This window comes from Micromonospora sp. NPDC000316 (assembly GCF_042898885.1).
GTDB lineage: Bacteria > Actinomycetota > Actinomycetes > Mycobacteriales > Micromonosporaceae > Micromonospora.
The window spans coordinates 25,836-46,155 of the sequence record NZ_JBIAZG010000002.1; the positions used below are offsets into that span (position 1 = coordinate 25,836).

Genomic DNA, 20,320 nt, shown 5'->3' on the forward strand with positions numbered 1-20,320 from the left:
CCGCAGGTCAGCACTTCACGGCGGCGAGCACCCCGTGCCCGACCGGGAGCAGCGCGGGGATCCAGTGCTCCGACTCCCGGACCGCCTTGATCGTCTCGCGGACCGTCACCGTCTCCGCGTCCCGGGCGGCCGGGTCAGCGATCCGGCCGCCGGCCAGCATCCCGTTGAGCGCGAGTACGCCGCCGGGGCGCAGCAGCCGCAGAGCCGCCTCGACGCAGGCATGGAACGCGGTCGCCTCGGCGTCGACGAAGATGAGGTCGTACGCCCCGTCGGCGAGGCGTGGCAGGACGTCAAGCGCCCGACCGGTGATGATCCGGGTGCGGCCAGCGGCGAAGCCCGCCTCGGTGAAGATCCGGCGGGCGATCCGCTGGTGCTCCACCTCCAGGTCGATGGTGGTGAGCACGCCATCGGCGCGCATGCCGCGCAGCAGCCAGACACCACTCACCCCGGTGCCCGTGCCGATCTCCACCACCGCGCGGGCGTTGCCGGCGGCGGCCAGCAGCCGCAGCGCCGCTCCCGCGCCGGGGGTCACCGCATCCAGACCCACCTCGTGGGCCAGGCTGCGGGCGGTGCGCAGCACGAGATCCTCGGTCACGTACGACTCGGCGAACTGCAGAGCCTGGGTCGTCGAACTGCCGGAACCGGCGACCGTGGCGATGGGGCACCTCCGGGGGCGGTGCGTGGTGCGGGGGCGGGTGGGCACTGTGAGCGTAGAGGCGACCGCCGAGAGGCGCAGCCGCGCCTCCGTCCCAAGCGATCACCGATGGCAACCGCTGACTCCACCGCGCGCATCCGTGCAATCCTGGAAGCGGTATCCCGTGGGCCTCGACCGCGCCGAACCGTGGCCGGCGACGCCGCGCGGGATCCGGGGACGGGACTGGGAGGCACCGACGTGACCGACGGCTGGGATTGGCGCCGGGGCGGTGAGACTCCGGCTCCGGCGCGACCGCCCGGGGCAGGGGCCCCTCCGGCGGGGTCGCCGGCCATGCCGGGGCACGGCACCATGCCCATGGCCGGGTCGCCGCCAGCGGGGTCATCGCCCGGAGCGGGTGTGCCGTACGCCGGATCGACACCGACCTGGCAGGCGCCGACCGCCAGCGGACCCGGTGCGGCCGGCGCCTCGCCGTGGTGGTCCGACGCGCTCGGCGATCCGTGGCGCGACCCGGCGGCACCGACAGCGGTGGTGGTACCCGGGGTGGTGGTCCCCGGCACCGAGCCCGAGCCGGTCACCGACCCGGACGCTCCGGGCCGACCGACGCTACGCCACCTGCTGCTCATCCCGTTGATCACCGCGCTGCTGGCCGGGACGCTCGGCGGTGCGTTGGGCTACGCGTTCGCGGTGCGCGGCGGCGTCGGTCAGACGGTGCTCGGCGCCGAGCCGGCAGAGCCGCCGGCGTTGGCCCAGCGCAAGCCGGAGTCGCTGGCCGGGGTCGCCGCACGGGTCCTGCCCAGCGTGGTCACCATCCGGGTGAGCAGCCTCGGCGGCACCAGCGAGGGCTCGGGCTTCATCGCCAGCGCCGACGGTCATGTGATCACCAACGACCACGTGGTGGCCGGTGGCAGCGGCAAGGCCTCGGTGGTCTTCAACGACGGCACCACCGCGCCGGCGACCGTCGTCGGTCAGGACCCGGAGTCGGACGTCGCGGTGATCAAGGTCGACCGGACCGGGCTGCGGCCGGTGGAGTTCGGCGACTCAGACGCGCTTGCCGTCGGTGACCCGGTGCTTGCCATCGGCTCACCGCTCTCGCTCGCCAACACGGTCACCGCCGGCATCGTGAGCGCCCTGGACCGGACGATGCAGGCCGGTGAGCCAGGTGGCCCGGTGCGCTACTACGCGGCCATCCAGACCGACGCAGCGGTCAACCACGGAAACTCGGGCGGCCCACTTGTCGACGGTGCTGGACGGGTGGTCGGGGTCAACTCCACGATCAAGTCGTTGGTGGCCGAGGGGCAGGAGGCCGGCAACATCGGGCTCGCCTTCGCCATCCCGATCAACCAGGCCAAGCGGGTGACCCAGGACATCATCGGCACCGGCAAGGCCCGGCGTACGGTTATCGGCGCCCAGGTCGGGGGCCCGGGTGCGGGTGCTGGTGGCGGCGTACGCCTGGCGGCCGTGGAACCGTCCGGGCCGGCGGCCGACGCCGGGTTGAAGGTCGGCGACGTGATCACGAAGCTCAACGGCCGGCCGATGACCGAGCCGACGGACCTGATCGCCCTGGTCCGCAAGTTCGCTCCCGGCTCGGTGGTGACTGTCGAGTACCGGCGCGGCGCTGCCCGGCAGAACACCTCGGTCACCCTGGCCGCCGATGCCAAGTGATCAGCGGGCCACCCCTTACCCGAAAGCCGGCTCACGTGCGTAGTCTTGCTGCTGACGCCGATAGGAGGCCCGCGGAATGTTCGACAACCTGAACTGGTGGGAGATCGGTGCGCTGCTGCTCCTGGCGCTGTTGATCTTTGGTGACCGGTTGCCCGCCGTGATCAACGACGGCCTGCGGATGGTCCGTAATCTGCGCAACATGGCCCGCAACGCCACAGGTGACCTCAGCCGGGAGTTGGGCACCGACATCCAGCTCGAGGATCTGCACCCGAAGGCCTTCATCCGGAAGCACCTCCTCAGCGAGGAGGACGAGGCGGCGATCCGCAAGCCGTTGCAGGGCGTCTACGACGACCTGCGCGCCGACGTCACAGGTGTGCACAACGATCTGAAGGACGTGGCCAAGGCCGCAGATATCCGGTCGAACGGCTCCCGGCCCAGCACGGTCGCCAGCACCCCGTCGGCGCCGGCCCCCCGGGTCAGCTACGACGACGCCACCTGATCTGCGAAACGGCGCTTGGCACGTTCCTGCGGCCCCGACCCTCAGCCCTGTGGCACGGTCCTGCGGCCTTGGCCCTCAGCGTCGTTGTAAACGCCGCCTGATCCGGTTCTGCGGCCGGCCCTCAGCCCAGCTGCGACGACGCGGCCTGACCCCCACGGCCCTCAGGCCAGGTGCGACATCGCCGCCTGACCCGTCTCACGGGCCAAGAGGGCGCCTCGGGCCGCCCCACTCCGGTCGTGTCCTTTGGAGCTGAATCGTTCGCGTCATCACGGCCGGAGCCGGAGCCGGAACCGGAGGGGCAGCCCGAGCCCGAGCCGGCGACGCTGATGGCTTCTTGCGCACCGTCACTGTCGGGGCCGGCTCTCGAGCGGCGCGGTCTGCACGGGTCCTCATCTCCGACCGAACGACTCCGCCGGAGGCGATCCATTTACGGCATCAGCTCCAAAGGACGCCACGAGAGGGCGCCGACCCAGGCCGTGCAGGACTCTGCCCGTGCGGAATCCAGGCCGGATCAGGCCGTGCGGACCCGATCCGTCCGGACCCGGTCCGTGTGAGCGCCAAGGTGGGACCGGGTCTGTGCGGACCCGGTCCGTGCGGGACCGGGTCCGGGGGAAGCCCGGTCCGTGTGGAACCCGGGCAGGCCCCAGCCGGATCCGGCCCGTCGTGCCGGCTCAGCGACCGGCGGGCTTGAGACCGAGCGGCTTGCCGAGCAGCGACTCACGGCGCAGTGCGAGCCGGTCGGCGATCGTGTTGAGCGCCTGCGCGGCCGGGGACGTCGGCTCGGCCAGCACGATCGGGTTGCCGGCGTCACCGCCCTCGCGGACGCGGGTGTCCAGCGGGATCTGCCCGAGCAGCGGCACCGGAGCGCCGATCGTCCGGCTCAGCGACTCGGCGACGGCAGCACCGCCGCCGGCACCGAAGACCTCCATGCGGGAGCCGTCCGGCAGTTCCAGCCAGGACATGTTCTCGATGACGCCGACCACCCGCTGGTGGGTCTGCAGGGCGATCGCACCGGCCCGCTCCGCGACCTCGGCGGCTGCGGTCTGCGGTGTGGTGACCAGCAGGATCTCCGAGTTGGGCAGCAGTTGGGCCAGCGAGATGGCCACGTCGCCGGTGCCCGGGGGCAGGTCGAGCAGGAGCACGTCCAGATCGCCCCAGTACACGTCGGCCAGGAACTGCTGCAGCGCCCGGTGCAGCATCGGGCCACGCCACACCACGGCGGCGTTACCCGAGGTGAACATGCCGATCGAGATCACCTTCACGCCATGCGCCTGCGGCGGCATGATCATGTCTTCGACGCGGGTCGGCCGGCCGTCCGCGCCGAGCATCCGGGGCACCGAGTGGCCGTAGATGTCAGCGTCGACCACGCCGACGGAGAGCCCACGCGCGGCGAGCGCCGCCGCCAGGTTGACCGTCACGCTGGACTTGCCGACGCCACCCTTGCCGCTGGCCACCGCGTACACCCGGGTGCGAGAGCCCGGCTGGGCGAACGGGATGACCGGCTCCTCGCTGGCACCGCCGCCGCGCAGCTGCGACTGCAACGACTGCCGCTGCTCGGGGCTCATCACACCGAAGTCGATTTCCACGCCTGTGACACCGGGCACCGCGGCGACCGCGGCGGTGATGTCCGTACGCAGCTTGTCCTTGAGCGGGCAGCCGGCGACGGTGAGCAGCAGCTCGACCCGCACGACGCCGTCGGTGCCGATCGTGGCGGAGCGGACCATGCCCAGCTCGGTGATGGGCCGGCGGATCTCCGGGTCGTTGACGGTGGCCAGGGCGGCCTGGATCGCGTCCTCGACGGTGCTGACGGGTGCTGACATGCCCGCAATGCTACGTCGCGGGGCATCCGCTCCGACCGCTGGCCGGAACGGTGTGAGCCAATCGATGACCCGCCTCGACTGACTGGTCAACCGTCCTGGGGACGCGGGCCGGTGCCGTCGGACTGGGCGCCCCGGGGGAGGTCGCCGTCCAGGTCGTCGCGCGGCTCGTCGAGCCCCGCGCCGTCGGTCGCCCGCTGGGCGCGTCGCTCCTGCCGGCTGTCCTTCTCCTGCTGGCGGCGCTCCAACCGCTGGCGGCGCTGCCCCGCCTCGTCCAGCTCCTCGGCCAGCCGGGTCAGCTCGGAGCGGAGGAAGTCGCGGGTCGCCACCTCGCCCATCGCGATCCGCAGGGCGGCGATCTCCCGTGCCAGGTACTCGGTGTCCGCCTTCTGCGCGGTGGCCCGTCGCCGGTCCTCCTCCAGCGCCACCCGGTCCCGGTCGGCCTGCCGGTTCTGCGCCAGCAGGATCAGCGGTGCCGCGTAGCTGGCCTGCAACGACAACACGAGCGTGAGGAACGTGAAGGTGTACGGGTCGAAGCGCATGTCGGCCGGGGCGAGGGTGTTCCAGCCGAACCAGATGGCGATCACCACAGTCATGACGACAATGAAGTTCGCGGTGCCCATGCCGCGGGCGATGCCCTCCGACCACCTGCCGAACGCCTCCGCGTCGAACCGGGGCAGCTTGATCGCCCGGGGCTCGCGCGGCTGGTCGAGCCGCTCCGTCCGCCGCTGGTCAGCCATCGGTGCCGTCCAGCACCACATCGGTGGCGCCCGGGCCACCGAGGGCGTCCCGGTCCCGCCAGTCCCGGGGCAGCGAGTGGTCCAGCACGTCGTCGACGGTCACGGCGCCGACCAGCCGGCTGTTCCTGTCGATCACGGGCATGGCCACCAGGTCGTACGTGGCCATCCGGCGGGTGATCTCCGGCAGCGGGGTGGTCGGGCGCAGCGGGTCGATGTCGTTGACCACCACCTTGCCCAGCAGGTCGGCGGGTGGCTCGCGCAGCAACGCCTGGAAGTGCACCATGCCCAGGTAGCGGCCGGTCGGGGTGTTCTGCGGCGCTCGGGTCACGAAGACCTGCGCGGCGACGGCGGGGGAGAGCTGCGGCTCCCGGATCCGGGCCAGTGCCTCGGCGACGGTGGCGTCCGGCGGCAGGATGACCGGCTCGGAGGTCATCACGCTGCCCGCCGTACCCGGCATGTATTTGAGCAGTTGCCGCACCGGGTCAGCCTCGTCCGGCTCCATCAGGTCCAGCAACACGTCCTGCTCCGGCGGTGGCAGCTCGTTGAGCAGGTCCGCCGCGTCGTCGGGGTCCATCTCCTCCAGTACGTCCGCGGCCCGCTCCCGGTCCAGCGCGGCGAGGATCTCCACCTGGTCGTGCTCCGGCAGCTCACTGAGGACGTCGGCCAGCCGCTCGTCGTTCAGCGCGGCCGCTACCTCGTTGCGTCGAGCGTCGGGCAGGTCCTGCAGGGCGTTGGCCAGGTCGGCTGGGCGCATGTCCTCTAGGACGGCGAGCAGATTCGCCGTACCCCTGTTGTCGGCGATGCCGCTGAGCCCGCGCACCCGGTCCCACTCGACCTGGTGGAGGTGGCCACGGCGGCTGAGCCGGCCGGTCTGCTCGCGGACCGCGACCCGGGTGAGTGACCACTCGCCGCCGCGGGCGCACTCCATCGCGACGTCCACCACCGCGCCGGGCTGGCCGCCTGGTTCGAGTTGCACCCGCCGGTCCAGCAGTTCCTGGAGCACCAGCAGCTCGTTCAGGCGCTTCTCGAAGCGCCGCAGATTGAGGGTGCCGGAGCCGAGCACCACTGCGTCCGCGTCGATCGAGGTGATCCGGTTGATGGACAGGAAGATCCGCCGGCGCATCGGCATCTCGGCGACCAGTCCGACGACCTCCGGGGGACGGGCGGTCGACCGCAGCCGGGCCACCGCGTCACGGACGCGGCCCACCTGGTCGCCGTTCGGATCGAAAACGGCGACTCCGGCGAGTCGGGCGATGTAGATCCGAGTCGGCGTGCTCACGGGCACCAGCCTAAGCGCCTAGTGTTTAGCAACATGTCGACCTTGGCCTACGAGATCGTGGACGTCTTCACCGACCGCCCGTTCGCCGGCAACCCGCTGGCCGTGGTGTTCGGTGCGGAGGCGCTGGCCACCGAGCAGATGCAGGCGCTCGCACAGGAGTTCAACCTCTCCGAGACGGTGTTCGTGCTGCCACCGACCCAGGTGGGCGCGACCTACCGGGCGCGCATCTTCACGCCGACCGAGGAGTTGCCGTTCGCCGGGCACCCCAGCGTCGGTGCGGCGGTCACCGCGAGCCGGCGCGGCATGTTCGGCGTGGGGCAGGTTCTCCAGGAGTGCCGTGCCGGGGTGCTGCCGATCGAGGTGACCGCCTCCGGCGCGACGCTCACCGGGGGCACTCCAACCCTCGGCCCCGAGTTGGAGCCGGAGCCGCTGCTGGAGATCGCCGGTCTGGTCGCCGGCGACCACGACCACGGCGGGCCGGCGCCCCGGGTGGCCGGCTGCGGGCTGGAGTTCCCGTACCTGCCGGTGTTTCCCGATGCGGTGGCCCGGGCCCGGGTCAACCCTGCGGCGGCGCAGCGGTACGGGGTGGATCACGTGAGCGTCTTCTCCTGGGATGCCGCAACGCAAACCGCGCACGCCCGGGTTTTCGTGCCGGGGCTCGGTGTGCCGGAGGACCCGGCGACCGGTTCGGCGGCGCTCGGCCTCGGTGTCTGGCTGGTGGCGACAGGTCTGCTGCCGGGGGACGGGTTGTCCCACTACGCGGTGCGCCAGGGTGTGGAGATGAACCGCCCCTCGGCGCTGACCTGCACGGTGACGGCGGCGAACGGCGTGGCGGTCGGCGCGACCGTCGCCGGCCACGTGATGCCTGTGGCCCGGGGCGAGATCGCCGTACCGCCGTTCGTGGGCTGAGCGGCGCTGATGCGGGAGAATGCGGGTGTGACGGACGAGGATGCCGCCGGTGGCACGCCGCTGGTCGACGAGGCGATGAAGAAGGCCGCTGTGGCCTGGGTCAGCGTGTCCGGCGGGCCGGCGCTCGCGCTGTGGTGCGCTCCGCTGGAGGGCGCGCTCTTCGTGGTGAGCGGGCCGGGCGAGCAGGCCGCCCCGGGGTTGGCCGACGCAGCCGAGGCGCAGGTCACCCTGCGCGGCGACCACGGAGGTCGGATCGTCACCTGGCCGGCCCGTGTCACCAGGCTGTCGCCGGCCACCGAGGCGTGGGACACCGCGGCGCCGCTGGTGGCCGCCAAGCGCCTGAACGCTCACGGCCCGGCGGCCGACCTGGTGGCCCGGTGGGCCGCCGACGGCTGCGCGGTGAACCGCCTCGACCCGGCCGGTGTGCCGGTGTCGGGCGCCGACCTGCCGTCCGACGCGCAGGCCGAGCCGCCCCGAGAGACGCCGGCGGTCCGTGCCACCCGCAAACCGTTCCGCCTGCACCGGGTCCGCCGCCGCTGACCTGCCGGCCCGTTGCGCTGGTCTGCCGGCCCGGTCAGCCTGCCGGCCCGCCCATCCCGGTGGCGGCACCGACGGCTTCGACGCCCACACCCACGGCTTCGGTGGCGGCCCCCGCGAGGTCGGTTGTGCCCACGACGTCGAGCACCTCGCGCAGGCTGCCCAGTGTCGGGCCGCGCCAATCCCGTTCGACGTTGAACGCCATGTGCTCGGCCAGGTCGGGCGCGACCAGCCGGACCGCTGTCATCCCGGCCCGCTCGGCGCCGGTCAGTTCCTGGCTGCCGCCGTCGCCGACGTACAGGCAGTCGGCCGGCGCCAGCCCGAGCCGCTGGCACGCGGTCAGGTAGAGCGCCGGGTCGGGCTTGCACCGGCCGACCTGCACGGAGAAGACCCGCACGTCGAGCAGTGGGGCGACCGCGAGTCGCGGCAGGAAGGACGGCAGTTCGTGCGTACAGTCGCTGATCACGCCGGTGCGCAGGCCGCGGTGGCGCAGCGCCGCGAGCACCGGCACCGCGTCGGCCCGCAGCCGGGTGTCCGCGCGGACCGCCCGGTGCCGGGACGCCACGGCCGCCCGGACCGCATGGTCGTTTGGGTGTACGCCGGCCAGGGCGCAGACCCAACGCAGGGTCGCCTCCGCGTTGCCGAGCCGACCGGTGGCCCGCTCGTAGAAGGTGCGGTTGAGCACCTCGTTGAGCGTGTCGACGGAGCAGCCGAGCAGTTCGGCGGTGTCGAGGTGCGCGGCGCCGCGCTGCACCGAGTGGGTGAGCGTGCCGAAGAAGTCGAACAGCACCGCCTGGTAGCTGGGCATGTGGCGCGCCTCCGGGCGGTCGACGGTCGCTGGCGCAACGCTGCCCGATCGTAACGGAATGATGACGTTCCGTACCCATGATGATCGTGTGAAGATTGCTTCCCGTGCCCCCTGCTTCGCACCGCCCGCCTCTGGATCCGCTGACCACCGGAGCGGTGGGCCTCGCCGTGGTCGCGGTGTCGTCGTCCGCGCCGCTGATCGCGTACGCGGCCGCACCGGCGCTGGCCATCGCGTTCTGGCGCAACCTGCTTGCGGTGGCCGTGCTGAGCCCGTTCTCGCTGGCCCGACGTCGCGCCGAGTTCCGCGCACTGGTCGGGCTGGCAGGTCGGCGGGAGGGCCTGTTCTGCGTCCTCTCGGGGGTCGCGCTTGCCGCGCACTTCGCCGCCTGGATGCCGAGCGTCCAGCTCACCTCGGTGGCCGCGGCCACCGCTCTGGTCGCCACCCAGCCGGTCTGGCAGGGGCTGATCGCCCGCGCGCAGGGCCGTCGGCTCCCACCTGTGGTCTGGGTCGGCATCGCGGTGACGGTCGGCGGCGCGGTGATCGCCACCGGCGCGGACGTGGGCATCTCCGCCAGCGCTGTCGTCGGCGACCTGTTGGCGGTGGCCGGTGGCGTGTTCGGCGCCGTCTACACCGCGTTCGGCGAGCGCGCCCGGGCCAGCATCAGCACCACCACCTACACGACCATCTGCTACGGGATCTGCGCGCTGATCCTGCTGGTGATCTGCCTGCTCGGCGGGGTCCGGCTGACCGGCTTCGACGGGCGCACCTGGCTGGCCATCCTGGCGCTGGTGGCCGGTGCGCAACTGCTCGGGCACTCGATGTTCAACTACGCCCTGCACCGGATCCCGGCGACCACTGTGAGCGTGCTGATCCTGCTGGAGGTGCCCGGCGCCGCCCTGCTGGCCTGGGTCTGGCTGGGCCAGGTGCCTCGTGCGTACGCGCTGCTGGGCATGTCGTTGCTGCTTGTCGGGGTGGCAGTGGTGGTGCTCGGCGGCGCCCGTGCCGGCCGTCGCGCCGCGCCCACGGCGTTGCCGGCCGACCCGGCGCCGCTGACCGACTGACGCCCAGCGGTCAGCCCGGGTGCACGTCGCGGGGTCGGTCGGTGCCGCGCCGCCGCGGTGAGCACGGCGGCCACGCTACCCGTCGATGCCGACGGCGGCGGCGCTTGCTGCCCAGAGCCGGGCGGCGAGCTGCGGGTCGGCGGCTTTGCGGTACGGCCGGCGCAGCCGACGGTTGTAGTAGTAGCCACCGGCGACGAGCCGGGCCGGGTCCTGGTTGGCCAGCCACACAAGGGTTTCGGCGGCGTTCTCCGGGCTGCGGAACGGCAGCACCCGCATGCCGAACGCGACAATTCTGCTGTCGTTGGCGAACCGGGTGCGCACCACTCCCGGGTGGAAGCTGTGCGCCGGGATGTCCGGCCAGCGGCGTGCCGCCTCGGCGGTGAACAGGATGTTCGCCTGCTTGCTGGTGCCGTACGCGCCCATCGGCCGGTAGCCCCGCAGCGGCTTGTTGAGGTCGTCCGGGTCGAGTGCGCCGAAGCGGTGGGCGCCGGAGGCGGTGACCACGATCCGGCCGACCCGGTCGGCGAGCAGGTTTGTCAGCAGGAACGGGGCGAGATGGTTTGCCTGGATCGACAGTTCGAAGCCGTCGACGGTGGTGAGCGGTTGGAGGGCGATCGCACCGGCGTTGTTGACGAGCACGTCGATCCCGTCGTACGCGTCGCGCAGCCCTTCGGCGAGCCGGCGGACGTCGTCGAGCACCGCGAAGTCGGCCCGGAACAGTTCCGGGCGCTCACCCGAGTTTTCCCGTACCCGTTCCGCCGCCGCCTGTAGGCGGGCCGGGTCCCGCCCGACGAGCACCACCTGGTCGCCACGGCACGCGAGGTCGACGGCGGCGGCCAGCCCGATGCCGGAGCTCGCGCCGGTCACCACCACCAGCCGACGCCCAGTGAGATCTTCCACAGGTCCATTCACCCCGGTCATGGCGCGAGGTTACCGTGGCGTCACCACGCCCTTTGGGATCGTTAAGTTTCTCGGATCTGTCGTCAGGTGGCGTCGGCGTGCCCGCCGAACGCTGGAAGGAGTGCATCCATGGCCGTAGTCGGTCGTCCTCGCCGGTCCTGTCTCGCCGTACCGGGGTCCAGCGTCAAGATGCTCGGCAAGGCGCAGGGCCTGCCTGCCGACCAGGTCTTCCTCGACCTGGAGGACGCCGTCGCCCCGCTGGCGAAGCCGGATGCGCGCAAGAACATCGTGGCCGCGCTCAACGAGGGCGACTGGGCCGGCAAGACCCGTGTGGTGCGGGTCAACGACCTGACCACCCCGTGGACCTACCGGGACGTCATCGAGGTCGTCGAGGGTGCCGGCGCGAACCTCGACTGCATCATGCTGCCCAAGGTGCAGAACGCCGAGCAGGTGCACTGGCTGGACCTGCTGCTCACCCAGATCGAGAAGACGCTCGGCCTGGAGGTCGGGCGGATCGGCATCGAGGCACAGATCGAGAACGCCGCCGGGCTTGTCAACGTCGACGCCATCGCGGGCGCCTCGCCCCGGGTGGAGACCATCATCTTCGGCCCGGCCGACTTCATGGCGTCGATCAACATGAAGTCGCTCGTGGTCGGCGCGCTGATTCCGGACTACCCGGGCGACCCGTACCACTACATCCTGATGCGCATCCTGATGGCCGCCCGGATGCATGACAAGCAGGCCATCGACGGCCCGTTCCTGCAGATCCGGGACGTGGACGGTTTCCGTGAGGTGGCCAAGCGTTCGGCGGCGCTGGGCTTCGACGGCAAGTGGGTGCTGCACCCGGGTCAGATCGACGCCGCAAACGAGGTCTACCAGCCGGCGCAGGCCGACTACGACCACGCCGAGCTGATCCTCGACGCCTACGAGCACTACACCTCGGAGGCCGGCGGCAAGCTCGGCGCGGTGATGCTCGGCGACGAGATGATCGACGAGGCGTCCCGCAAGATGGCGCTTGTGATCGCCGCCAAGGGCCGGGCCGCCGGGATGAGCCGTACCTCGTCGTTCACCCCGCCGGCGGAGTGAGTGGTCGGGCCGGGTCGACCGCCGCCGGCTGTCGACCCGGTCCGACATTCGCTTTGTACGTCGACCCGCCCGCCGTCTCAGTAGCCGCTGTTGCTGGCGGAGCTGGTCGTGATCGCGAAGATGACGATGGCGACGTAGGCGGCGATCCCGAGCACCATCAGCGCCGTGACGATCCAGCCGACGATGATGCCGGCCTTCGCCATGCCCTCACCGCCCTCGCCGCTGACGCGGATCTGCTTCTGCGCCACGTGGCCGAGGATCGCCCCGATCGGCGCGGTGATGCCACAGGACGTGATACCGACCAGAGCCAGCACCAGCGAGGCGATTGCCAGTCCGTTGGTCTTCGGCGGCGGCGGGTAGCCGTAACCGGGGTACGGCGGCGGATAGCCGGGCGGGGCGTACGCCATCGGCTGCCCGGGCGGCGGCGCCTGCCCACCGGCGTACGGGTCGGCCGGCGCGTAGGGGTCCGCGGGGCCGGGTTGGGTAGGCACTGGCTGACCGGCGGCCACCAGGGTCGGGTCAGGTGGTGCACTCGACGGCTGAGCCGACCACGTGGGGTCGTTCCAGTCGCCGGGGGGTGGGGGATTGGTCATGCGTACTCTCCGTCGGCTCGGGTGCGCCGTCAGGGTAGCCAGAGGTGACCAAACCCGACGCGCCCGCTCCCGGGTGCCGCGTTGCCCGGGCCGGTCGCAACGGGCAGGATCCCTGGCATGGCAATAGACTCGCGCGCCGCGGACCGTTCCGGCAGCCGACCGAGACGGGACGTGAGCCGGCCGGGTGTGGCCCGGCGCGGCCGTGCGGCAACGCCGGCCGGCGCTCCCGGCCCCGACGAGCCGGTCGCGCTACCCGACCCGGTGACCATGCGGCTCGACGGGCGGGTCGCCCTGGTGACGGGCGCGGGCAGTCCGGACGGCATCGGGTACGCGACGGCCCGGCGGCTCGCCGACCTGGGTGCGCGGGTGGCAATCGTCTCCACCACCCGGCGCATCCACGAGCGGGCCGGCGAGCTGGGTGTGACCGGCTTCGTCGCGGACCTCACCGACGAGTCGGAGGTCGGCGCGCTTGCCGACGCGATCGCCGAGCAGTTGGGCGACGTCGAGGTGCTTGTCAACAACGCCGGCTTGGCGAGCCGGGCCAGCCAGGGGGTGCTGCGGCCGGTCGCGCAGCTCACCTACGACGAGTGGCGCGGCGAGATCGACCGCAACCTGTCGACCGCGTTCCTGTGCAGCAGGGCGTTCATCGGCGGGATGGCCGAGCGGGGCTGGGGGCGGATCGTCAACCTGGCGGCCACCGCCGGGCCGGTCAACGCCCTGCCCACCGAGGCCGCGTACGCGGCGGCGAAGGCCGGGGTGGTCGGGCTGACCCGGGCGCTGGCTATGGAGATGATCGCCGACGGGGTGACAGTGAACGCGGTGGCGCCCGGCACCATCTACACGGCGGCGTCCACGATGGCCGAGATCAAGCAGGGTCTGGGGACGCCTGTCGGTCGGCCGGGCACCCCGGACGAGGTCGCCGCGGCCATCAGCTTCCTCTGTTCACCGGCCGCCTCGTACATCACCGGGCAGATGCTTGTGGTGGACGGCGGCAACAGTGTCCGGGAGGCCCGGTTCCGCTGACCGGTCCACCGTCGCTCAGTAAGTGCCGCTGTTGCCGTTGCTGCCGATGACGGCCAGGGCCAGCCAGCCGCAGCAGGCCAGCAGGGTGAGTCCGGTGAAGACGTACCCGAGGATCAGCCCCCAGGTTGCGAGCTGGTCTCCCTCCTCGCCGCTGGTGCGGATCTGGCGCTTGGCGACATGGCCGAGGACGGCGCCGGCCGGGGGGAACACGAAGGCGAACACCAGCGACAGGATCGCCAGCACGTTCGTGGGCCGGCCCGGTCCGAGCGTCGGCGGACCGTACTGGCCGTAGGGGCCCTGCGGCGGGTACGGCGGTTGCTGCCCCCAGTGCCCGGGCGGCTGATGCGGCCACTGCTGCTCGTACGGTGACGGCTCGTTCCCGGGCGGCCCGTACTGCGGGTGTTCCGGCGGTCCGAAGGACGACTGGTCCGGTGGCGGCGGGTACGGCGTCTGGCCGGCAGGCGGCGGCGCGTACGGCGACTGGTCCCGGGGTGGCTCGTAGGGTGACGGCGGCGGTTCGTCTCCGGGTGGTCCCGACGGTGGCGGGTAGCTCACAGCTGTCCTCCTCCTGCCGGTGCCGGAAAAGTCCCTCTTGCCGGACGGTACCCGCAGCGGTGAACCTTTTCACAGCGGTTGTGTGGACTGGTCACCTTGGCCTCGCCGGCCCGGAGGCCGATACTGACCGAGCGTTCAGTTACCCACGAGTAGTGCGCTGATCCCCGGAGGCTGAGATGGCCAGACTCGCCCAGACGCCCGGCCTCACCGATGTGCAGCTGTCGATCCTGGAAACCGTCCGCGAGTTCGCCGACAAGGAGATCATCCCGCACGCGCAGCGGCTGGAGCACGCCGACGAGTACCCCACCGACATCCTCGACGGGATGCGCGAGATGGGGCTGTTCGGCCTCACCATCGACGAGGAGTACGGCGGGCTCGGCGAGTCGCTGCTCACCTACGCGCTCGTTGTGGAGCAGTTGTCCCGGGGCTGGATGTCGATCTCCGGCATCGTCAACACCCACTTCATCGTGGCGTACCTGATCTCGCAGCACGGCTCGGCCGAGCAGAAGGCCCGGCTGCTGCCGAAGATGGCCACCGGCGAGGTGCGCGGCGCCTTCTCGATGTCCGAGCCCGAGACCGGCTCCGACGTGTCGGCGATCAAGTCCCGCGCGGTCCGCGACGGCGACAGCTACGTGCTCAACGGACAGAAGATGTGGCTGACCAACGGGGCGTACTCCTCGGTGGTGGCCACCCTGGTCAAGACCGACACCGGCGCCGAGTCGGTGTACGGCAACATGAGCACCTTCCTGCTGGAGAAGGAGCCGGGCTTCGGCGAGACCGCTCCCGGCCTCACCATCCCCGGCAAGATCGACAAGATGGGCTACAAGGGCGTCGAGACCACGGAGATGGTGCTCGACGGCGTGACGGTGCCCGACTCGGCCATCCTGGGTGGCGCCGACAAGGCGGGCCGGGGCTTCTACCAGATGATGGACGGCATCGAGGTGGGCCGCGTCAACGTCGCCGCTCGCGCCTGCGGCATCTCCATCCGCGCCTTCGAGTTGGCCGTCGCCTACGCCCAGCAGCGCAAGACCTTCGGCCAGCCGCTCGCCAAGCACCAGGCGATCGCCTTCAAGCTCGCCGAGATGGGCACCAAGATCGAGGCCTCGCACGCCCTCATGGTCAACGCCGCCCGACTCAAGGACGCCGGCCAGCGCAACGACGTCGAGGCCGGAATGGCCAAGCTGCTCGCCTCGGAATACTGCGCCGAGGTCGTCCAGGAGGCGTTCCGCATACACGGCGGCTACGGCTACTCCAAGGAGTACGAGATCGAGCGGCTGATGCGCGAGGCCCCGTTCCTGCTCATCGGCGAAGGCACCTCAGAGATCCAAAAAACCATCATCAGCCGAGGCCTCCTAAAGGAGTACAAGCTCTAACCCCACCCCCCCCGCGGCCCCGCCCCCACCACCCCCGCGATCTTGCACTTTCTGCCGGGGCGTACCCGGCATAAGGGGTAAAGCGGCGACCGAAAGTGCAAGATCGCGGAAGGTGGGGGTGGGGGTTAGGCGCGGCGGGTTAGCGCGTTTACGGCGCGTTCTACGGCTAGGCATCGGTCTTCGACGTAGTCCATGCCGGCCTCCTCGGCGATTTGCCGCGCTTCGGCCGAGACGATCCCCTGCTGCAGCCAGACCGCGGGGGCGCCGATCGCTGCCGCATCCCGGACCACCTGCACGGCGTCGGCGGCCGGCCGGAACACGTTCACCATGTCGACGGGGTGCGGGATGTCGGCGAGCGTCTTGTACGCCCGCTCCCCGAAGAGTTCGTCGACTGTCGGGTTGACCGGGATGATTCGCCAGCCGTGTCGCTGCATCTGCAACGGCACGGCATGCGCGGCCTTATTGGGGTCGCGGGACGCGCCCACGACGGCGATCACGGCGGAGTCGGCGAGGATCTGCTGAGCGGTACGCACCCGCCGACTGTAGCTCTGGGCAGGGGCTAGAGCAGTGTCAGCTGCTCGGCGGCCGGCGGTGCAGGCGGCTCGGGCAGGTTGCGGTTGTCGCCCGGCTCTGCGCGGTGCAGCCCGTGCCGGCGTGCCGCGATCCGCACCCGCGCCGTCAGCTCCCGCTGGTACGCCTGGGGCGCGTAGGAACCGGCCCGATACAGCTCGCGGTAGCGGGGCACGAGGTGCGGGTATTCCCGGGCGAGCCAGTGCGCGTACCACTCCCGGGCGCCGGGGCGCAGGTGCAGGGCCAGGGGAGTCACGCTTGTCGCGCCGGCGGCGGCGATGGCCGACACGGTGGCGTCGATCGACTCGTCGCTGTCGCTCAGGCCGGGCAGGATCGGGGCCATCAGCACCCCGACGGGGAGGCCTGCGTCGGTGAGCGCCCGGACAGCATCCAGCCGGCGACGTGGATGTGGCGTGCCCGGCTCGACGGTGCGCCACAACTGCTCGTCGACGAAGCCCACCGAAAAGGAGATGCCGACCCTGGTCACCTCGGCGGCCTCGCGCAGCAGCGGCAGGTCGCGCAGGATCAGCGTGCCCTTGGTCAGGATCGAGAACGGGTTGGCGAAATCCCGAAGCGCCGCGATGATCTGCGGCATCAGCCGGTAGCGACCCTCGGCCCGCTGGTAGCAGTCGACGTTGGTGCCCATCGCCACGTGCGCACCCCGCCACGTGCGCGCGGCGAGCTCCCGCCCGACCACCTCACCGGCGTTGACCTTGACGATCACCTTGCGGTCGAAATCCGCGCCAGCATCAAGGTCGAGATAGGTGTGGGTGTTTCTCGCGAAGCAGTTGTGGCTCACCACGCCGTTGGCGATGAAGTCCCCGGTGCCGGTGGTGATGTCCCACAGCGGCAGCTCCAGCCCGAGCGACTGGATGCTCGCCACCCTGAGCGCAGTCTGATGCTTCAGCGCCGCACCCTCGATCGACCGCTTGCGAGTGTTGGCCGGGTCGGTCAAATGGAAAAACCGGAGCCGGGCGGCCAGGCCGCCGGTCAATCTGACGCTCCGCACACGGCCGCGAGCCTCTCGTACGAAGGAGAGCCCGAACCGTTGCAGTGCCTCCGCCGTCTGGTCGAGGACCGCGTCGTCGCTGTTCGTGATGCGTAGGACGCCTCTGTCGCAACTGCCCTTGGCGTCGAAGATGCCGGCCAGGAAGCCGAGCTGCCAGTCGTCGCCAGGGGTCACCGGCCAACTGATCAGCTCGGTGATCGTTTCGATGTCCCGCTGCCTGGAGCTACGGATGGCGGTCATCGCCTGGCTCGTCGGGCTGCCCGGCGTGAACGTGAAACGCCGTGTCGGGATGCCAGCCTGGGCAAGGTAGCGCTCACTGCGGCTCAACGCCTCGTCGTCGCCGAGAGCCAGCCGGAAGCAGTGCGCCGCCCCGTTCGAGTGCGTGAAGGTGCCGGCGTGTGCGCCTCCGCGGATCATGCCGCAGAGGTAACCCCGGCGGTAGTCGTACGACTCCTTGGGGCCGGTGGCGAAACGGCCGGTGCCGATCAGGCGGTTGTTGGTGGTGAGGTAGGGGCGTCGGGCGTCGCCATGCATGCCGCCCGTGACGTGCTTCCAGCCACGGTCCGACAGAAACCGGTGGTCCCCGCTGGCGACGAGTGTCGTGCCGTCCTCCAGGGTGACCCGGTAGGCCGGTTTCACGGTGGACCACTTGTCGAGGACTGTGGTGACGACGTATCGGCGGTAGGCACCGCGTCGCTCGGTCCCGTAGATGCGGTCGCCCGGCTCCAGCTCGCTGATCGGTTTCGTGCGTCCGTCCGCCATCAGAATGGGGGTATCGCCCGAGACGCAGTACACACACGCATGGGAGCAGCCCCGGTATGGGTTGATGGTCCACTCGAACGGGACGCGGGACTGCCCGGGCACCCGGTTGAGAATGGACTTGGCCTGCACCTCGTAGAACGTCATCCCGGCGAACTCGGGGGTGTCGAAGGTGCGGGTGACGGCGCCGGGCAGCGCCAGCGGCAGGGGTGGCGTCGCTGGCGCTGCCCGCTCGGGGTCTCCCTCAACCGGGGGAGCGGTGAGGTTGTCCCAGCGCATGGCCACCATTCGAACACGTGTACGAGCATGGCGCAAGTGACCCGCCGAACACCCGTGCTTGATCTGCCGCTGGAAGGGGAGGATGGACCCCATGGAGAGGTCGACCTTCGTCTACGACGGGGACTGCGCGTTCTGCACCAGGTGCGCGGAGTTCATCGAGCGCCGCATCCCCACCGGCGCGCGGGTGGTGCCCTGGCAGTTCGCCGATCTGGACGCGCTCGGCCTCACGGCCGCCGAGTGCGAGGAGGCCGTGCAGTGGGTGGGCGCGGACGGCTCCCGCGCGGCCGGCCCGGACGCCATCGCGAAGCTGTTCGGCGCCAGCGGCCCGCTCTGGCGGGTGGCAGGCGCCGGGCTGCGGCTCCCTCCGGTGCGCGCTGTGGCCTGGCCCGTGTACCGCTTGGTGGCGCGCAACAGGCACCGGCTCCCCGGCGGCACGGCGGCCTGCTCGCTGCCGCAGGAGGCCCGGGAGCGGCTCTACGGCCCGGCCGGTCGCCGCGCCACCGGCGTCTGATCGACGAGCGACCGCTTCGGGGCCGAGGCCCGGGACCAGGCACGCATAACGCCGCCGGCACCGGCACTCGGGGTGCGGTGCCGGTGCGTCTGTCGCTGACGCGGGAAAGTTGAGGCCCTTCAGCCGACGCGCCAGGTGGTGACCATGGGAGGGGTGTCCGGGTACGACGAAGGCCGGGTCCGAATCGGACCCGGCCCTTTCGTGCCGTCGCAGGCGGACGGCTCAGTGGTTGTGCTCGGCCAGTTGCTTGCGGACGTCGTCCATGTCCAGCGCCTCGACCTGCTCGATCAGGTTCTCCAGCGCCGACTCGGGGAGGGCGCCCGGCTGGGCGAAGACGATGACGCCGTCCCGGATCGCCATGATCGTCGGGATCGAGCGAATGTCGAACTTCGCGCCCAGCTCCTGCTGAGCCTCGGTGTCGACCTTGCCGAAGACGATGTTCTGGTGCTTCTCCGAGGAGCGCTCGTACACCGGGGCGAACCGCTTGCACGGACCACACCAGTCGGCCCAGAAGTCGACCAGGACGATGCCGTCGCTGCCGGTCACCTCGTCGAAGTTCGCCGAGGTCAGCTCAACGGTTGCCATTGCACTCTCCGATCACCGCGGTTTATCTACGTCCCGTAGAACCAGGGCTGACCGTATCGAATTCCCGGGCGGTGGTACACGAAACGTGCTCCGGGGCTGCCCGAGGGGCCGCCTGCGTCATCGACACAGATCTGTTCATCTCGGTCCTGCTGATCGCAAGTGCACGACGCACTTGCGTGACCTGCCGTGATGGGAGCGTTTCCAGAGAGATCCACTCGATCGAGCTCTACGAATCGGTAACTTGAGCCTTGACAAGGAGGTATCCGGCCTGCAGAGATCGCTTATCAACCCGCGTTTCGTCACTCACAGTATTGTTACAAAAAGATAAATGTGACCTCGATCTCTGTTGGACCTACGCGACCGTAGGGCAGAATTCACCGCATCAGAGCGTGGGCGGCGGGTGCCGGGGAGGGCCCCGCCGCTCATTGCGTCTCCCCCTCCGTGCGAGTGACCGGTGTGACATTTCCGCCGGGGTCACGCCCCGCCGGCCGCCCTACTCACCGGTAAGGCATGCTGTCCCGAACTCCATCGCCGCCCGTCGAAGGGGACCCAGGATGCAGTTCGGTCGCTACTACGAGGAGTTCGAGGTCGGCGCGGTCTACCGGCACTGGCCGGGCAAGACCGTCACCGAGTACGACGACCACCTCTTCTGTCTGCTCACCATGAACCACCACCCGCTGCACATGGACGCGCACTACGCCGAGACGTCCAGTCAGTTCAAGCGCAACGTCGTGGTCGGCAACTACATCTACTCGTTGCTGCTCGGCATGTCGGTGCCGGACGTCAGCGGCAAGGCCATCGCCAACCTGGAGGTCGAGTCGCTGCGGCACGTGGCGCCCACCTTCCACGGCGACACCATCTACGGCGAGACCACAGTGCTGGACAAGCGGGAGTCCGGCTCCAAGCCCGACCGGGGCGTGGTGTCGGTGGAGACCCGCGGCTACAACCAGGACGGCACCATGGTCTGCGTCTTCCGCCGCAAGGTCATGGTCCCGAAGCGGGAGTACGCGGCAAGCGCCGTCGCCGACGGAGTGGACCCGGAGCGGCCCAGCTTCCCCGACCCGCGCTGAGCATCGAGGCGGAGTGGTCTCCGCCGGTAACCGGCCCTTT

21 protein-coding genes are annotated in these 20,320 nt (G+C 71.0%); 10 read left to right on the plus strand and 11 right to left on the minus strand.

What is annotated here, in order from left to right; translation table 11 throughout:
* Positions 1-7 precede the first annotated feature (7 nt).
* Entirely contained in the window at positions 8-595 is a 588-nt protein-coding gene (locus ACFY2Q_RS04625; RefSeq protein WP_387128452.1) for an O-methyltransferase, read from the minus strand.
* A gap of 282 nt (positions 596-877) precedes the next feature.
* On the opposite strand from ACFY2Q_RS04625, the gene ACFY2Q_RS04630 reads away from it, so the two are divergent.
* Both ACFY2Q_RS04630 and ACFY2Q_RS04635 read left to right on the plus strand, forming a co-directional pair.
* Positions 878-2,317, plus strand: coding sequence for a S1C family serine protease (locus tag ACFY2Q_RS04630; RefSeq protein ID WP_387128453.1), 1,440 nt, complete (start codon positions 878-880; stop codon positions 2,315-2,317).
* A 76-nt stretch (positions 2,318-2,393) separates the two neighbouring features.
* Positions 2,394-2,816, plus strand: coding sequence for a preprotein translocase subunit TatB (locus ACFY2Q_RS04635; RefSeq protein WP_387127681.1), 423 nt, complete (start codon positions 2,394-2,396; stop codon positions 2,814-2,816).
* A gap of 671 nt (positions 2,817-3,487) precedes the next feature.
* Here the strand turns inward: ACFY2Q_RS04635 and ACFY2Q_RS04640 are convergent.
* The 3 genes from ACFY2Q_RS04640 to ACFY2Q_RS04650 form a co-directional block, all read right to left on the minus strand.
* Positions 3,488-4,636, minus strand: coding sequence for an Mrp/NBP35 family ATP-binding protein (locus tag ACFY2Q_RS04640; protein ID WP_387127684.1), 1,149 nt, complete (start codon positions 4,634-4,636; stop codon positions 3,488-3,490).
* 86 nt (positions 4,637-4,722) lie between these two features.
* Positions 4,723-5,373, minus strand: a complete 651-nt coding sequence (locus ACFY2Q_RS04645; protein ID WP_387127687.1) for a DUF1003 domain-containing protein — start codon at positions 5,371-5,373, stop codon at positions 4,723-4,725.
* Positions 5,366-6,652: a magnesium transporter MgtE N-terminal domain-containing protein gene (locus ACFY2Q_RS04650; RefSeq protein WP_387127689.1), complete on the minus strand. Its 1,287-nt coding sequence runs from the start codon at positions 6,650-6,652 to the stop codon at positions 5,366-5,368. The genes ACFY2Q_RS04645 and ACFY2Q_RS04650 overlap by 8 nt, the downstream gene beginning before the upstream one ends.
* A gap of 33 nt (positions 6,653-6,685) precedes the next feature.
* Between ACFY2Q_RS04650 and ACFY2Q_RS04655 the strand changes: the two genes are divergently transcribed.
* Together ACFY2Q_RS04655 and ACFY2Q_RS04660 are read left to right on the plus strand one after the other, a co-directional pair.
* The gene (locus ACFY2Q_RS04655; RefSeq protein ID WP_387127691.1) at positions 6,686-7,561 is read left to right on the plus strand and encodes a PhzF family phenazine biosynthesis protein; all 876 of its coding nucleotides are present in this window, start codon (positions 6,686-6,688) and stop codon (positions 7,559-7,561) included.
* A 9-nt stretch (positions 7,562-7,570) separates the two neighbouring features.
* On the plus strand, positions 7,571-8,101 hold the full coding sequence (locus ACFY2Q_RS04660; protein WP_387127692.1) for a hypothetical protein: 531 nt from the start codon (positions 7,571-7,573) through the stop codon (positions 8,099-8,101).
* A gap of 34 nt (positions 8,102-8,135) precedes the next feature.
* Here ACFY2Q_RS04660 and ACFY2Q_RS04665 read toward each other — a convergent pair whose 3' ends face one another.
* Complete coding sequence (locus ACFY2Q_RS04665) at positions 8,136-8,906, minus strand: HAD family hydrolase (RefSeq protein WP_387127694.1); 771 nt, start codon at positions 8,904-8,906, stop codon at positions 8,136-8,138.
* Between the two features lie 104 nt (positions 8,907-9,010).
* On the opposite strand from ACFY2Q_RS04665, the gene ACFY2Q_RS04670 reads away from it, so the two are divergent.
* A complete protein-coding gene (locus ACFY2Q_RS04670; protein ID WP_387127696.1) occupies positions 9,011-9,967 on the plus strand; it encodes a DMT family transporter in 957 nt (318 codons plus the stop codon).
* A 75-nt stretch (positions 9,968-10,042) separates the two neighbouring features.
* Here ACFY2Q_RS04670 and ACFY2Q_RS04675 read toward each other — a convergent pair whose 3' ends face one another.
* Positions 10,043-10,867, minus strand: a complete 825-nt coding sequence (locus ACFY2Q_RS04675) for an SDR family NAD(P)-dependent oxidoreductase (protein ID WP_387128454.1) — start codon at positions 10,865-10,867, stop codon at positions 10,043-10,045.
* A 129-nt stretch (positions 10,868-10,996) separates the two neighbouring features.
* Here ACFY2Q_RS04675 and ACFY2Q_RS04680 point away from each other — a divergent pair, with 129 nt between their 5' ends.
* Positions 10,997-11,953, plus strand: a complete 957-nt coding sequence (locus tag ACFY2Q_RS04680) for an HpcH/HpaI aldolase/citrate lyase family protein (protein WP_387127698.1) — start codon at positions 10,997-10,999, stop codon at positions 11,951-11,953.
* Between the two features lie 77 nt (positions 11,954-12,030).
* On the opposite strand, the gene ACFY2Q_RS04685 is transcribed toward ACFY2Q_RS04680, so the two are convergent.
* On the minus strand, positions 12,031-12,546 hold the full coding sequence (locus ACFY2Q_RS04685; RefSeq protein ID WP_387127700.1) for a DUF4190 domain-containing protein: 516 nt from the start codon (positions 12,544-12,546) through the stop codon (positions 12,031-12,033).
* Between the two features lie 186 nt (positions 12,547-12,732).
* Here ACFY2Q_RS04685 and ACFY2Q_RS04690 point away from each other — a divergent pair, with 186 nt between their 5' ends.
* Entirely contained in the window at positions 12,733-13,569 is an 837-nt protein-coding gene (locus ACFY2Q_RS04690; protein ID WP_387128455.1) for an SDR family NAD(P)-dependent oxidoreductase, read from the plus strand.
* A gap of 15 nt (positions 13,570-13,584) precedes the next feature.
* Here the strand turns inward: ACFY2Q_RS04690 and ACFY2Q_RS04695 are convergent, their stop codons facing one another.
* On the minus strand, positions 13,585-14,124 hold the full coding sequence (locus ACFY2Q_RS04695; protein WP_387127702.1) for a DUF4190 domain-containing protein: 540 nt from the start codon (positions 14,122-14,124) through the stop codon (positions 13,585-13,587).
* Between the two features lie 176 nt (positions 14,125-14,300).
* Between ACFY2Q_RS04695 and ACFY2Q_RS04700 the strand changes: the two genes are divergently transcribed.
* A complete protein-coding gene (locus ACFY2Q_RS04700) occupies positions 14,301-15,497 on the plus strand; it encodes an acyl-CoA dehydrogenase family protein (RefSeq protein ID WP_387127704.1) in 1,197 nt (398 codons plus the stop codon).
* Between the two features lie 125 nt (positions 15,498-15,622).
* Here ACFY2Q_RS04700 and ACFY2Q_RS04705 read toward each other — a convergent pair whose 3' ends face one another.
* A complete protein-coding gene (locus ACFY2Q_RS04705; RefSeq protein ID WP_387127706.1) occupies positions 15,623-16,030 on the minus strand; it encodes a CoA-binding protein in 408 nt (135 codons plus the stop codon).
* Positions 16,031-16,056: 26 nt separating this feature from the next.
* On the minus strand, positions 16,057-18,207 hold the full coding sequence (locus ACFY2Q_RS04710) for an intein-containing Rv2578c family radical SAM protein (protein ID WP_387127709.1): 2,151 nt from the start codon (positions 18,205-18,207) through the stop codon (positions 16,057-16,059).
* Here ACFY2Q_RS04710 and ACFY2Q_RS04715 point away from each other — a divergent pair.
* On the plus strand, positions 18,206-18,625 hold the full coding sequence (locus ACFY2Q_RS04715) for a thiol-disulfide oxidoreductase DCC family protein (RefSeq protein ID WP_387127712.1): 420 nt from the start codon (positions 18,206-18,208) through the stop codon (positions 18,623-18,625). The genes ACFY2Q_RS04710 and ACFY2Q_RS04715 overlap by 2 nt on opposite strands.
* Positions 18,626-18,847: 222 nt before the next feature.
* Here the strand turns inward: ACFY2Q_RS04715 and trxA are convergent, their stop codons facing one another.
* Positions 18,848-19,210: a thioredoxin gene (gene trxA, locus ACFY2Q_RS04720; RefSeq protein WP_387127714.1), complete on the minus strand. Its 363-nt coding sequence runs from the start codon at positions 19,208-19,210 to the stop codon at positions 18,848-18,850.
* A 554-nt stretch (positions 19,211-19,764) separates the two neighbouring features.
* Between trxA and ACFY2Q_RS04725 the strand changes: the two genes are divergently transcribed.
* Positions 19,765-20,280, plus strand: a complete 516-nt coding sequence (locus tag ACFY2Q_RS04725; protein WP_387127716.1) for a MaoC family dehydratase — start codon at positions 19,765-19,767, stop codon at positions 20,278-20,280.
* Positions 20,281-20,320 lie beyond the last annotated feature (40 nt).